Below are 12,334 nucleotides of genomic sequence, written 5' to 3'. Positions count from 1 at the left end.
GCAGAGCACGCTCCCCGGGTTACGTTTCCGGGTCCTCGCCGGTGAGGCCGTCGACGGACTCGCGGATGAGGTCGGCGTGACCGGCGTGCCGGGCGTACTCCTCCACCAGGTCCAGCAGGATCCGGCGCAGGTTGGGGTGCTCGCCGCTGCGCGTGGCGTACGCGCCGAGCTGCTCCAGACCGCCCGTGCTCAGCGCGCCGTCCACGACGGCACGCGACCGGGCCACCGACTCCCGCCAGAGCGCGAGCAGTTGCTCGGGGGAGTCCTGGGCGGCGGACCGGTAGTCCCAGTCGGGGTCGCTCTCCCAGTCGACCGCGTCCCAGGGCGCACCGACCGGGGAGGCCAGCCACAGCCGCGCGAAGTGGCTGTCCTCCACGTGCGCCAGGTGCTTGAGCAGTCCACCCAGCGTGACGGTGGAGGCACCGACCGTGGCCCGCATCCCTTCGGCGTCCAGCCCCGAGCACTTCCAGGCCAGAGTGGCCCGCTGCCGTTCGAGCGCGCCGATGACGGCCTCGGCCTCCGTACCGGCGAGCGGCGGTTCCGGCCAGGCTTCCGCGATGGTCTCAGTCATGCCGCAGACCCTAGCGAGAGACCCCAGCGAGCGAACCTGGCGAGAGATCCCAGCCAGAGAACCTAGCGAGCACCCTCCCCGTACGCAGCCGCGATCTCCTGCGACGACGCCCACCTGCTGTACGTCGGCGACTGCGGCCACCCCTCGGGCGAGTCCTGCCACTCCTCCTGGCGGCCGTACGGAAGCAGGTCGACCAGCCCGAAGAGATGGCTCAACTGCTCGGTGCCGCGCCCGTCGGTGTGCCAGGTGCGGTAGACGGTGTCCCCGTCGCGCAGGAAGACGTTGACGGCGAAGCCGCCGTCGGGCGGAGCGCCCACGTCGGCGCCGAACGAGCTGTTCGCCGTCGAGTACCAGGCCATCTGGTTCCCCACCTTGCGCCGGTACGCGAGCGCCTCCCCGATCTCCCCCTGCGTGACGACCACGAACCGCGCGTCGAACTTCTCCAGCCCCGCCAGCCGTGTGAACTGCGACGTGAACCCCGTACACCCCCCGCACTGCCACTCGGCCCCGTCCCGCCACATGTGGCTGTAGACGATCAACTGCGGGTGCCCCCCGAAGACCTCGGCGAGCCGCACCGGCCCGTCCTCCCCCTCCAGCACGTAGTCCGGCATCTCGACCATCGGCAACCGCCGCCGCTCCGCGGCGATGCCGTCCAGCTCCCGGGTGGCCGCCTTCTCCCGCACCCGCAGGGCGTCCAGCTTCTCCCGCCACACGGCGGCATCGACAACGGTCGGCAGTGCACTGCTGCGAGCATCGGACATGACGCCTCCGGCGTGTCTCGGGTGTCTCCTCGTTTCCGTTCCGGAAATGCGGACTCCCCGCCGCGGCAGAACTCATCGGTCGCGCCGCGGGCAATCGGTCGGCACGATGGCCGCATGGAACGTGTACTCGGAATCGGCGGCTACTTCCTGCGGGCCGCGGACCCGTCGGCCCTGGGCGCCTGGTATCGCGAATGCCTGGGTCTGGACGCCGACGAGAACGGCCTGTGGCAGCCGGAGGCCGGGCCGACGGTCTTCGCGGCCTTCGAGTCCGGCACCGACTACCTCGGGTCCCGCGACCAGCAGAGCATGCTCAACTTCCGGGTGCGCGACCTGGACGCGATGCTCGTACAACTGCGCGCCAGGGGAGCGGACGTGGCCGAGCAGACGCAGGACATGGCGGGCGTCGGCCGCTTCGGCTGGGTCACCGACCCCGAGGGCAACAGGATCGAACTCTGGGAACCCGCCTGAGCCTTCCGCTGTCCGGCGGATCAGGCCGGCGGGAGGCTCCCGCTGCCCTGTGACGTGCGGGCGTACCAGGTCCTGGCCTCGTCCGCGGGCAGGACGCGGGCCAGCTCGGCGCTGCCCGGGAGGTGCGGGAAGAAGCGGTCGGCGTTCCAACTGCGCTCGTACGCCGGTGTGTCGAGCACCAGCAGGCGGCGCCCTTCCACCACGGGGATGTCGTCGGGCAGGCCTTCGTTCCAGATCCGTCCGCCGTCCGGGGTGAGGAGTTCGAACGTGCCGGTCGCGACGACGTCGGTGCGTCCGCGGGCGGGCTCGGGGTCCGCGGCCAGCCGTACGCTCTCGGCCGACGGTGCAGTGCCCGGTACGTGGCCGCCGCCGACCAGAACGTGCGCGAGCAGCGTGTGCAGCTGGAAGTTGTCCCCGATGCCGCCGATCCGCACCTCGAACCCGGTGCCGGTGGGCCGGTGCAGCACCACCAGGGGCTCGTCGTCCAGCACCGCCAGCGCGTAGGCCAGGCACTTCAGGTCGTGCCGGTCCAGGTCCGCCAGTTCGCGGCAGGCGGGCAGGAGCGCGGCCGCGTACCGTCGGCGGACCTCGGCGCTGCGGCACAGCACCGCCAGCGCGGGCGGCTGCCACTCCTGGAGGGCGCACCAGGCCAGGGCCAGCCGCCGGGCCTCGTACGCGTCGCTGCCGAGGCGGGCCGGCAGCGCGTCGTCGATGATCTTCTCGTCCGGCTCGGGCAGTTCGTCCCCGTCCCCGCCCGTTTCCGTCCAGCGGCGGGCGAACTCCAGGGCGTCGACCAGGTCCCGGCGGACTTCGCCGAGGATCGGCTCGGCGCAGGCCAGCGGGTCGGCCCCGCGCTCGACGCAGAATCCGGCCGCCATCGCCAGCATGGGCCGCGGCCCGGTGGGCGGGAAGGCCGGGAGCAGCGCCGCCAACCGCGGTCCCGCCGCTATGCGTTCGGCGTCCGGCGCCGACTGCACGCTGTTCACCATCGCAGCGAAGGCCCGCTCGGTGCGGTCGCCGTCGCGGGCGGCGACCGCCTCCTCCAGCTCGGACACGGTGGCGGCCAGGTGCGAAGTCCGCAGCTTCCTCTTGAAGATCACCGGCACACCCTAGGCCCGGGGCCGGTCCCGCGCCATCCGGCGCCACGCGGCGCCCTTCGGCGTGGGCGGCTCAGTCGGTGATGTACCAGTTGTTCTTGAGGTACTCCAGGGTTGAGACCCCGAGTTCGTCCTCGGTGAAGGTCACGGAGGCCTTGACCGCCGCAGCCGGGATGTCGACCTTGTCCCGCGAGCGTACGACGACGCGCTTCGGGTCGACCGTCGCGGTCCGCAGCGCCTTCTTCTGCGTGGGCGAGATCATCTTGAACGTGAGCAGGAACGTCGAGGTGCACGGGCCGAGCCCCTCGTCCTCCGCCTGCTTGGCGGCGGGTCCTGCCACCTCGCACACCGTGCGGATGTCCTCACGCCCGACAGCGTGCAGGAACACCTCGTAGCGCTGGATCGCCCCCGCGGTCGTCCTGGGCGCGAACTTGTCGCCGGTCGGCGCGGCCGACGCCGTCCGCGTCGGTGTCGGTGTCGTGGCGGACGCGGACGGTGTGGCCGTCGTCGCCAGAGCGGTCGGCGTGGAGCCCGACGACTGCGAGGCCGTCGCGCTGCCCGTGTCCTCCTTCGACTTGTCGGGGCCGCACGCCCCGACTGCCAGCGCCACACACGCCGTTACCGCCACGCCCGCCATCGTCCGTGCTCTCATGGGTCCCCTCGTCACCAGCCGACAACACGTAGAGATGTCACGCAGGATCCACGGCAACGGTTCCCGCCCCGCCGCCTGCCGCCGCCGTTGTCACTCCGCCGAAGCCGCCTCCGCGAGCCGACGGCATTCAGGACACGCCTGCGGCCCCGCCGCCCGGAAGAGATGCCGATAGCGGGCCACTTGCTCCTCCGGAATCCCGCAGAGCGTCCCGCTCCCGCCCATCGCATGCTCGACACCAGGACCATCCACCCGCTGCCCCGCCCCGAAGAACCCTCCGCCACCCGCACCTTGGCTCATGCACCCGAGCCTGCCACACCCGAGGGACGATGTGCCCCTGCATGGTGATGACCAGGTCGGCGAGGGCGCCTTTCCAGAAGGACTGAGCGAACTCCTCGGGCCTGCGCGCCCGGGCGCCGATGACGAAGACGCGTGGACCGAGGCCGAGGAGTGGTTTCGCACCCCTGTCCCCGGTGAGGTCAGGGACTTCACGGATCGGCCCGGACGCTGATCGGCCCGCGGTCAGTGCCGGCCGGACGCCGTGCGGCGGCGGACGGCGAACAGGACGCCGCCGCCCGCGAGGATCACCGCGGCGGCCGACGCCGTGATGACGCCGGTGCTGCTGCCGCCCCCGGTCTCGGCGAGTGCGCTCGTCCCGGAGTTCGAGGACGAGGAGGGGGACGTGGCGGCCGCCGGCGCGACGGCGGGTGCGGTGGTCGGCGACGCCGAGGGGGCGGGTGGGGTGGTCGTCGTCTGGGTGCCGCCGGTGGAGTCGGAGGTGTCGGCGGGGACGCACGCGGTGTCCGGTGAGATCGGCAGGTCGGTCAGCCGCTCGTCGGCGAGGGGACCCGCCGTGACCGAGACGTTCCACTGGTAGCCCTGCATCCAGGGCACGAGGATCGTCGTGGTCGCCTCACCGCCGGTGAAGTGGTCGATGTGCCCGGTGCCGACGGTCTCGCCGTCGAAGCCGCTGGCCATCCGGATCCGTACGGTGATGTCCGCCGGCGTCCCCGAGGGGTCCGTGTCCGTGACGGTGATGGCGGCCTTCGCCTCACCCGTGCTGGTGTCGCACGTCGCCTTCGCGGTGAAGTCGCCGATGCTGCACGCATAGGCGCTGCCGGAAGCCAGCAGTACGGCAGCGGTTCCTGCCACGGCGGCAGCGGTGACGGTGCGCTTGGAAAACACGGTCCCTCCCCAGGGAGTCTCGACGAGGGGCGCCGGGCTCGGGCACCAACTCGCTGCGGGCGCGAACCCGTAGGCCCCGACCGGCACGCAGGCCAGGTCGGTGCGGCTCGCATCATGTCACCCGGCCGATCACCCGGCTCACCGGCCCCCGCAAGAGGCCGCCCCCACGTCCGGCCCCGGGCGAGGGCCCGCACGCACCGCGCGGCGTCCACCGGCGGCTGTGGGCCGGGGGCCGATCGGCGTAGCCGTGTCATCTGTTGGGCTCTGTTGTCCCGACGTGCGCCGGATGGGGCCGGTCCCGGCGGACGCTGCTGCCATCGTGGCGGTGTCCCGGCGGACCCACCGTCGTCGGGGCGCGCCGGTGGCGGCGAGCCTCCGCCCGAACCGGCCGTGGAGGTGGTGGCGCCGGGAACGCATGGCGGGCCGGACGTGCCGGAGCTGTTTCGACCTGAGGGAGAGGGGCCGTGGGACTGATCAACGGGGTTCCGGCGCACGTCCTGCTGGTGCATGCCGTGGTGGTCCTGGTACCGCTCACGGCGTTGGTTCTGGTGGTCTGCGCTGTGTGGCCGCTCGTGATGCGTCGCCTCGGCGTTGCCCTGCCGCTGCTGGCCCTGGTCTCGCTGATCGCGGTGCCCCTCGCCACGGACTCCGGCGAGTGGCTGCAGGAGCGTGTCGCGGAGACGTCCCAGGTGGAACGGCATACGGAGATGGGGGACGAACTCCTCCCCTGGGCGGTGGGCCTGCTGGTCCTGGCGGCGGCCGTGTGGTTCGCCTACCGAAGGGCGGAAGCGAACGCCGCCCCGGCGCCTGGCGCGGCGCAGGCGTCAGCGGTGGGGACCGGGGTGCGGGTCGTGGCGGTGGTGCTGTGCGTGGCCGTTTCGGCCGGAGCGGTCGTGCAGGTGTACCGCATCGGCGATTCCGGTGCCAAGGCAGCCTGGCAGGGCAGGATCTCCTCCAGGTCCGGCCAGCAGGGCTGAGTGACCGCCCTTTCCTCCCGGTCGGCGGCTGCCCTGCTTCTCCCTCACACCGTGGTCGTCGCGCGCACCGCGTGCTCAGCGCCGGGGCGCGGCACGCCGTGCTTTGCGACGGGCTGTGCGGGTCAGGCGAAGTGCCAGGACCGGGCAAGCTGCGACCGCGCGCCGGGCGTGATCGGTCAGTGCGGGGGGAACGGCGGCATCCCGCAGTACGGGGTAGCCCCACTCGTCCAGCCCGATGCGTTCGGGCAGCAGCTCGGCGCACAGGCCGTGGCCGTCGCAGGCGGCGAAATCGATGCTCAGCTCGGCTTCGTGTTTCATCGCCACTCCTCCTCCGCCGGTGGGCGGGCATCGGGTATGGCCAGCACCAAGGGGTCGCGGGCGTGGGAGCACGGCCCGTACCGGACGTGCCGCTGGACGTCGTCGGAGAAGACCTGGAGCGCGGAGGCGGCCAGGCGGGCGGCGCCGTCGGGGTGGCGGCAGGCTCCGCGGCCCGGGAGAAGGCCGAGCCGCCGGTCGAGCCGCTCCGTCAGGGCCGGCCCTGGCTGTCCCCAGGCGAGTTCGGCGAAGTCGTCGGCAACCGACGGCACACCGAACCGGCACGGTCCGCACTGTCTGGCGCTCTGCGATCCCAGGTAGGCCAGCGCCGCGGCCGTCTCGGCCAGACCGCAGGCGTCCTCGGGCAGTGCCACCAGCACTCCCGCGCCCCGGGCCGGTGCCGCCGGGTCCAGCGGCACCGGAAGCCAGCTCCCGAAGAAGCCGCCGGCAAGCACCGCACTGAGCCGGCGGGTGGGTCCGCCGGCGGCTGCCAGCGCCTGGCCGACCGGGCTGCCCATGGGTACCTCGTACACGCCGGGCGACGCGATCGCGCCGGACAGCGTCACGAGAGTCGTTCCCGGTGTCTGGGGGCTGCCGGCTTCCCGGAACCAGTCGGGGCCGTAGCGGGCGATCAGCGCCACATGAGCCAGAGTCTCCACGTTGGCGACGAAGGTGGGGCGCTTGCCGACTCCTTTCTCGAAGGGCCGGGGTGGTGTGGGTCTGGGCCGCGCCGGTCCGCCGTTGAGCCAGTTCACCAGGGCGGTCTCCTCGCTGGAGACGAAGTGGTGCGGCAGCATGTGCACGCGCACCTCGACGGGGTCGATCCCCGCGTGCTGCCGCTCGTCGACGGCCAGGGCCAGACGCTGTGCCTGCTCGTCGCGGGTGCGGGGCACGCACAGGTGCACGGTGTTCGCACCCGCCGCGGCAGCGGCCAGCACCGCCCCGTCCAGTACGAGGTGGGGCACGAGGGACAGCAGCGTCTCGTCCTTGCGGCTGGCCGGTTCGCTCTCCATCCCGTTGGCGATCACGACCGCCGGGCCGCGCCTGCCGGCGACGGTGCGCAGTTTGCGGCCGGTGGGGAACCCGCCACCGCCCCGGCCGGCGAGCCCGGCCCGCTCCACGGCGTCGGCCAGCGTGCTGCGGGCGGTGCCGACCGGGGCCGGGCCGTATCGGGCGAGGTGCTCGGCCAGGTCGGTGGCCCGCCCGGTCGCGAACCAGCCGTGCAGGAGCCGGGCGCTGTTCGGGACGCGTAGGTCCTCCGCTGCGAAGGCGGTCGTGGTGTCGTGGTTCATGCGATGTCTCCTCCTTCTTCTTCCCCGGCGGCGGGGGTCGCGGGCGCGGCTGGCGGGGCGGGGGGCGGCGACGTGCCGGGTGCGGCCGGCGTGGTGGACGTCACCGTCGCGGAAGGGGACGCCGACGCGGCCCGGTGGGACCAGCCCGGCCGGAGCGGCCCGACCGCCAGGAAAACGGCGAACAGCACCGTTACGGCTCCGGCGGCCGGGAGGACCCACCGCCGGATCCGGCGCGCGTCCTGTCCGGCGCGGGCCAGCCGCCACCAGACGGCGGCGAGAACGGCCGCCAGACACGCCCAGTACAGCGCGAGCTGCAGGGCGAGCCGGGTGTCGGTACCGGTCCCGGCCGCGTGGAACAGCGCGAACGGCCAGGACGCGTAGCCGGCCCAGTGCACGGCCTTCCAGTAGCGCTGCCCGATCCTCTGCCGGACCGCGCTCGTGATCATCACCGCCAGCAGCAGGTCCAGAGAGACGGCCCCCAGGCCCACCCACAGCGGGCGGTAGGACGAGGCGAACGGGACCACGGAGGCCGGCCACCCGATGTGGGTGAAGCTGTCGGCGATCGCGGTCACGATGTGCAGGGCCAGGAAGACCACGGTCACCAGGGACAGGTTGCGGTGGAGTGCGGACACCTCGAACCTGCCGATGCGCTCGGGCGCGTAGCGCCCGGCCGCCGCGACCCCGAGGACGACGGTCGCCGTCAGCAGGACCAGGGAGGCGGTCCCGGCGGCCCGGGTGGCGTACCACAGCGGGCTCGGCCCGGACGAGGCGAGCAGGACGGCGGCGTGTGCGGAGCTCATCGGGGACCCTTTTCCCACTCGTGGCGGGTGTCGTCGGACCAGCCGCCGAGGCACACCACGCGTCCATCGGTGCGGACGAGCCGGGCGGGCAGTCCGGTGTCCCGCAGCCACGGTACGGCGTGCTCGCCCAGAACCACCGCAGCCGTGCTGGCGGTGTTGGCGTCCACGCAGTCGGCGGCGGCGACGGTCACGGTGCGCCAGACCTCGGGCGCCGAGTCGCCGGTGGCCGGGTCGACGATGTGGTGCCTCGTGCGCCCGCCGCGCTGCCAGGCCCGCACGGTGGTGCCGGAGGTGGCCATGCCGCCCCCGAGCAGCGACACGACCGGGGCGCCGGGGAAGGCCGGTCCTGCGTGGTCGTCGGCGATGGCGATCCGCCAGCCGCCCTCCGGGGGGTGTCCGGCCGCGGACAGGTCGCCGCCGAGGTTGACGAGGACCCCGCAGCCGGCCGCGGCGGCGGCGGTCCTGGCGGCCCGGTCGGCTGCCAGGGCCTTGGCGGTGGCACCCAGATCGAGCGCGGTCCCGGCAGGCAGCCGCAGCAGCCGCAGCGCCGGATCCCACCCCACACCACGCCACCCGCCGGCCGGCCGGAGCTCCGGCGCGGGACCGCTGGGCGCGACCCTGGTGAAGGTGGTGTCGTAGCCGAGCGCGACCAGTGCCGGGCCGACCGTGGGATCGACTGCACCGCCGGTGAGCCTGGCCGCGCGCAGCGCGACCTCGACGGCCTCGGCCAGCAGTGCTCCGACCGGCACCGGGCGGCCACTGCCGGCGCCGGCGTTGGCCCGGGACAGTTCGGAGTCGGGCCGGAAACGGCTGCAGGCCGTGTCGATTGCGGCCAGTTCCGCACGCAGCACCTGCAGCGCGGCGCCGGCGCGGGCCGGGTCCGCGACGAGCAGCACGGCGGTGGTCCCGAGCGCCGGGAAGGTGACGCGGGCCGGCTCTCCCGCCGGCGCGGCCGCGGACGGCGGCGTGTCCGTGGCCGCGGTCATGAGCCACCCGACGTGGTCTGCGGCGGCTGCGTCGTCGGGGCCGGCGGCTGTGCGGGCGTCCGCAGGCCGCCGGACGGCTTGGACGGCTTGGACGAGTGGGACGGCTTGGACGGCTGGGGGGAGGACTGGGAGGGCTGGGACGGCTTCGTGGAAGCGCCGCCGCCGGGCGCGGCGGTGGGCGCCTGGCTGCCGGTGCCGGGGCTGCCGGCGCCGCCGGACGACGCGGCGGGCGGCGCGGCCGGTGCGGGTTTCGCAGAGCTGCCGGGTATCGCGCTCGCGTACCCCACGCCCAGCGCCGCGGTTCCGGCGACGGCTCCCACCACGGCCCAGCGGGTGGCGAGCCTGACCCGGCGCTGCCCGCGGTCCCGTCGGCGCGCGGCCTCTTCCACGATCGGGTCCCCGTGGCTGTGCGGGGACGGGGATCGGTCGGAACGGGGCATGTGGCGGACCTCCTCGGCGAAGAGCGACGGCGTGCTCCACCAGCGTGACGTGCGGCCCGTCGGGAACCCGTTCAGGAAATACTCAGAAGTGGTTAAGGACGGCGGGCGAGGTTCCCGCCGAGGCGTCCCTGCCGGCCCCGGGGACGGTCACGTCCCCGCTGCGTCCAACTCCATGACCACGGTCAGGCCGCCACCCGGGGTGTCCGCGAACCTGACGGAGCCACCGTTGGCGGTGAGCAGCCGGTACACGATGGCCAGCCCCAGCCCGGCGCCCGACGCCTCCGGGTTGCCGAAGCGGTGGAAAGCCGCCGCCCGCGCCTCGGGCGTCATCCCCGGGCCGTCGTCGGTCACCGTGAGGACCACCCGGCCGCGGCGGGTCCGGCCGTCGATCCGCACCCGTCCCCCCTCGTCCACCGCGTCCAGGGCGTTGGCCACCAGGTTGTCCAGCACCTGCTCCAGGTCCCCGGCACCGAGGCGGGCCGCCAGCCTTTGCGGGCAGCGGCCGCTGAGGACGACCCGCCGCTCCCGCGCCACCGGTGACCAGGCGGCGACCCGGTCCGCCACCACCTCGTCGACGCGCACCGCGACCGGCCTCGGTACGGCGTTCTCGGCGCGGGCCACCGCCAGCAGCCCGTCGACCAGCCGGGACAGCCGGGCGATCTCCTCCTGTGCGGAGGCCAGTTCCGCGGCGGTGGGCTCGTCGGCGTCCACCGCGAGCATGTCCAGCCGCAGCCGCAGCGCCGTCAGCGGGGTGCGCAACTGGTGCGAGACATCGGCGATCACTGCCTGGTGCCCGTGGATCAGCGTCTCCATCCTGGCAGCCATGGTGTTGAAGGTCGCTGACAGCCTGCGCACCTCGACCGGCCCCCGCCCCGCGGCGGCGCGCACCCCCAGCCGCCCCTCACCGAGATCCCGCGCGGCCAGGTCCACGGCGCGCAGCGGCCGGCCGACCCACCGTGCCAGGCCCACTGCCAGGAGCGCCCCCGCAACCAGCCCACCGATGCCGACCGCCGCGAGCCGGGCCCACATCGTCGCGATCCGGTCGTCCGTCGGCTCGACCGACCGGGACAGGACCGACACGCCCACCGGTTCGGTGGCGTCACCGACGGTCACCGCGACGGAAAGGCGGTCGCCGACTTTCCGTGTCAGCGTTGCGGGGCGGGCGATCGCCTCGCGGGCGAGGGCGGCCCACTCCTCGCGGGTGGCCGCCGACTGTGCGGCGTCCTGCCCCGGGCACGCCGTGGCCGCCACCACGCGGCCCGCGGTGTCGAAGACGGCAGCGCAGTCGTCCTGCTCTGTCGCCCGCTCCAGCAACTGCCGCAGGGAGGCGGTCGAACCCTGGTCGGACAGGTGCTCCTCGGCGGAGGCGGCCAGCACACGGTCCGCCGCCTCGGCGTTGTCACGGAAGGTTGTCCGCTCGCGTCCGGCAAGCGACAGACCGAGCGGTACGACCGCGAGGACCAGCAGCACCGTGACCAGGGCCATCACGGCCAGGGCGATACGCCGGGTCATGGCCCACCGGGCGGCGCACCCTGGTCGTCGGGGGTGCCCAGGCGGAAGCCCCTGCCGTACACGGTCTCCACCAGCCCGGACACGCCCAGCTTGCGGCGCAACCCGGCGATGTGGACGTCCAGGACCTTCGTCGGGCCGTACCAGTGCGCGTCCCAGGCGCGTTCCAGGATCTCCTGACGGGTGACCACCCGCCCGGGATCAACGGCGAGCGCCTCCAGGATGTCGAACTCCTTCGGGGTCAGTGCCACCTCGTGCTCCCCGACCGTCACCCTGCGGGTCCGCACGTCCACCGTGAGGTCGCCGTGCCGCAGGACGTCCTGTTCGACCGGGCGCACCCTGCGCAGCACCGCCCGGATCCGTGCGAGGAGTTCGGCCAGGCCGAACGGCTTGACCAGATAGTCGTCGGCGCCCTCGTCGAGCGCTGCCACCCGGTCGCCCTCCTCGCCCCGGGCGGTGACCACGATGATCGCCGCGTCCGAGCGGCCGCGCAGCCGCCGGCACACGTCGACACCGTCCATATCGGGCAGGCCCAGGTCCAGAAGCACGACGTCGGGCTCCGGCACGGACGCCAGAGCCTGCCGCCCGTCGGGCACCCCGACAGCCTCGTACCCGGCCCGTTCCAGCCCACGCACCAGCAGATCGGCGATGCCCGGGTCGTCCTCCACGACGAGAACCCGCATCACCCCATCGTAGGCAACGGGGGGTCCGGCGTCCGGCCACGCATCCGTTCCGGCGGGAATGCGGGGCCGGACACGGCGGGCCAGCATGGAAGGAGGGGTGGAGAAGCCGTCCCCGAATGGAGGATGCCATGACTCACACGGTCGACAACGAGACCTTCGTGCGCGATCTCTTCCGGGCGTGGAACGACCGGGACTACGACGCCATCGCCGGGTCCGTGGCCGCCGACTGCACTCTCGTAGAGGAGGGCAGCGGCAGGACGCTGCAGGGACCCGACGGCTTCACCCAGCTGGCGAAGAGCATGTTCGACGCCATGCCCGACGGCAGGTTCACCCTCGACCACCTCACGTCCCAGGGCGACACGGTGGTCGTCGAATACACCGGCAGCGGGACGCAGACCGGCGACCTGGTCCTGCACGCGGGCACCGTCCCCGCCACGGGGCGTGACGTCACCGTGCACGCGTGCGACATCTACAAGGTCAAGGACGGCAAGATCCAGGAAGGCCGCGCCTATCTGGACACCGGCGCCATCATGAGCCAGCTGGGCCTGATCGAGCGGAGGCAGAGCTGACCGGAGGCCCCGCCGGCCCTGGCCAACCGGCT

15 protein-coding genes are annotated in these 12,334 nt (G+C 73.7%); 3 read left to right on the top strand and 12 right to left on the bottom strand.

Going from position 1 to position 12,334, the window contains the following annotated elements; translation table 11 throughout:
* Positions 1–19 precede the first annotated feature (19 nt).
* Both JT723_RS05065 and JT723_RS05060 read right to left on the bottom strand, forming a co-directional pair.
* A complete protein-coding gene (locus JT723_RS05065; protein WP_205043140.1) occupies positions 20–571 on the bottom strand; it encodes a DinB family protein in 552 nt (183 codons plus the stop codon).
* Positions 572–633: 62 nt separating this feature from the next.
* Entirely contained in the window at positions 634–1,332 is a 699-nt protein-coding gene (locus JT723_RS05060; RefSeq protein WP_205043139.1) for a DUF899 family protein, read from the bottom strand.
* Between the two features lie 114 nt (positions 1,333–1,446).
* Between JT723_RS05060 and JT723_RS05055 the strand changes: the two genes are divergently transcribed.
* Entirely contained in the window at positions 1,447–1,800 is a 354-nt protein-coding gene (locus JT723_RS05055; RefSeq protein ID WP_205043138.1) for a VOC family protein, read from the top strand.
* 20 nt (positions 1,801–1,820) lie between these two features.
* Here JT723_RS05055 and JT723_RS05050 read toward each other — a convergent pair whose 3' ends face one another.
* The 3 genes from JT723_RS05050 to JT723_RS05040 form a co-directional block, all read right to left on the bottom strand.
* A complete protein-coding gene (locus tag JT723_RS05050) occupies positions 1,821–2,906 on the bottom strand; it encodes a hypothetical protein (protein WP_205043137.1) in 1,086 nt (361 codons plus the stop codon).
* 64 nt (positions 2,907–2,970) lie between these two features.
* Positions 2,971–3,549: a hypothetical protein gene (locus tag JT723_RS05045; protein ID WP_205043136.1), complete on the bottom strand. Its 579-nt coding sequence runs from the start codon at positions 3,547–3,549 to the stop codon at positions 2,971–2,973.
* A gap of 519 nt (positions 3,550–4,068) precedes the next feature.
* Complete coding sequence (locus tag JT723_RS05040; protein WP_205043135.1) at positions 4,069–4,731, bottom strand: LAETG motif-containing sortase-dependent surface protein; 663 nt, start codon at positions 4,729–4,731, stop codon at positions 4,069–4,071.
* A gap of 464 nt (positions 4,732–5,195) precedes the next feature.
* Here JT723_RS05040 and JT723_RS05035 point away from each other — a divergent pair, with 464 nt between their 5' ends.
* Positions 5,196–5,708, top strand: coding sequence for a DUF2231 domain-containing protein (locus tag JT723_RS05035; protein WP_205043134.1), 513 nt, complete (start codon positions 5,196–5,198; stop codon positions 5,706–5,708).
* Between the two features lie 75 nt (positions 5,709–5,783).
* On the opposite strand, the gene JT723_RS05030 is transcribed toward JT723_RS05035, so the two are convergent.
* The 7 genes from JT723_RS05030 to JT723_RS05000 form a co-directional block, all read right to left on the bottom strand.
* The gene (locus tag JT723_RS05030; protein ID WP_205043133.1) at positions 5,784–6,026 is read right to left on the bottom strand and encodes a ferredoxin; all 243 of its coding nucleotides are present in this window, start codon (positions 6,024–6,026) and stop codon (positions 5,784–5,786) included.
* Entirely contained in the window at positions 6,023–7,315 is a 1,293-nt protein-coding gene (locus tag JT723_RS05025) for an NADH-ubiquinone oxidoreductase-F iron-sulfur binding region domain-containing protein (RefSeq protein ID WP_205043132.1), read from the bottom strand. Before JT723_RS05025 ends, JT723_RS05030 begins: the two co-directional genes overlap by 4 nt.
* Complete coding sequence (locus JT723_RS05020; RefSeq protein WP_205043131.1) at positions 7,312–8,115, bottom strand: ferric reductase-like transmembrane domain-containing protein; 804 nt, start codon at positions 8,113–8,115, stop codon at positions 7,312–7,314. The genes JT723_RS05025 and JT723_RS05020 overlap by 4 nt, the downstream gene beginning before the upstream one ends.
* Positions 8,112–9,101 carry an FAD:protein FMN transferase gene (locus JT723_RS05015; RefSeq protein ID WP_205043130.1) on the bottom strand — a complete coding sequence of 330 codons (990 nt, stop codon included), beginning with the start codon at positions 9,099–9,101 and terminating at the stop codon, positions 8,112–8,114. Before JT723_RS05015 ends, JT723_RS05020 begins: the two co-directional genes overlap by 4 nt.
* Positions 9,098–9,541 carry a hypothetical protein gene (locus JT723_RS05010; RefSeq protein ID WP_205043129.1) on the bottom strand — a complete coding sequence of 148 codons (444 nt, stop codon included), beginning with the start codon at positions 9,539–9,541 and terminating at the stop codon, positions 9,098–9,100. Before JT723_RS05010 ends, JT723_RS05015 begins: the two co-directional genes overlap by 4 nt.
* A 147-nt stretch (positions 9,542–9,688) precedes the next feature.
* Entirely contained in the window at positions 9,689–11,053 is a 1,365-nt protein-coding gene (locus tag JT723_RS35725) for a sensor histidine kinase (protein ID WP_205043128.1), read from the bottom strand.
* Positions 11,050–11,733: a response regulator transcription factor gene (locus JT723_RS05000; protein WP_205043127.1), complete on the bottom strand. Its 684-nt coding sequence runs from the start codon at positions 11,731–11,733 to the stop codon at positions 11,050–11,052. Before JT723_RS05000 ends, JT723_RS35725 begins: the two co-directional genes overlap by 4 nt.
* A 128-nt stretch (positions 11,734–11,861) precedes the next feature.
* Between JT723_RS05000 and JT723_RS04995 the strand changes: the two genes are divergently transcribed.
* On the top strand, positions 11,862–12,302 hold the full coding sequence (locus JT723_RS04995; RefSeq protein WP_205043126.1) for an ester cyclase: 441 nt from the start codon (positions 11,862–11,864) through the stop codon (positions 12,300–12,302).
* Positions 12,303–12,334: the final 32 nt, after the last annotated feature.

The organism is Actinacidiphila bryophytorum, from assembly GCF_016916835.1.
Classification (GTDB): Bacteria; Actinomycetota; Actinomycetes; order Streptomycetales; family Streptomycetaceae; genus Actinacidiphila; species Actinacidiphila bryophytorum.
This window is presented reverse-complemented; position numbering and strand designations above follow the sequence as displayed.

Excerpts from the sequence above, each read along its gene's own strand:
- JT723_RS05065 (WP_205043140.1), bottom strand. The coding sequence starts at position 571 with ATGACTGAGACCATCGCGGAAGCCTGGCCGGAACCGCCGCTCGCCGGT.
- JT723_RS05060 (WP_205043139.1), bottom strand. The coding sequence starts at position 1,332 with ATGTCCGATGCTCGCAGCAGTGCACTGCCGACCGTTGTCGATGCCGCC.
- JT723_RS05055 (WP_205043138.1), top strand. The coding sequence starts at position 1,447 with ATGGAACGTGTACTCGGAATCGGCGGCTACTTCCTGCGGGCCGCGGAC.
- JT723_RS05045 (WP_205043136.1), bottom strand. The coding sequence starts at position 3,549 with ATGAGAGCACGGACGATGGCGGGCGTGGCGGTAACGGCGTGTGTGGCG.
- JT723_RS05030 (WP_205043133.1), bottom strand. The coding sequence starts at position 6,026 with ATGAAACACGAAGCCGAGCTGAGCATCGATTTCGCCGCCTGCGACGGC.
- JT723_RS05025 (WP_205043132.1), bottom strand. The coding sequence starts at position 7,315 with ATGAACCACGACACCACGACCGCCTTCGCAGCGGAGGACCTACGCGTC.
- JT723_RS05020 (WP_205043131.1), bottom strand. The coding sequence starts at position 8,115 with ATGAGCTCCGCACACGCCGCCGTCCTGCTCGCCTCGTCCGGGCCGAGC.
- JT723_RS05015 (WP_205043130.1), bottom strand. The coding sequence starts at position 9,101 with ATGACCGCGGCCACGGACACGCCGCCGTCCGCGGCCGCGCCGGCGGGA.
- JT723_RS05010 (WP_205043129.1), bottom strand. The coding sequence starts at position 9,541 with ATGCCCCGTTCCGACCGATCCCCGTCCCCGCACAGCCACGGGGACCCG.
- JT723_RS35725 (WP_205043128.1), bottom strand. The coding sequence starts at position 11,053 with ATGACCCGGCGTATCGCCCTGGCCGTGATGGCCCTGGTCACGGTGCTG.
- JT723_RS05000 (WP_205043127.1), bottom strand. The coding sequence starts at position 11,733 with ATGCGGGTTCTCGTCGTGGAGGACGACCCGGGCATCGCCGATCTGCTG.
- JT723_RS04995 (WP_205043126.1), top strand. The coding sequence starts at position 11,862 with ATGACTCACACGGTCGACAACGAGACCTTCGTGCGCGATCTCTTCCGG.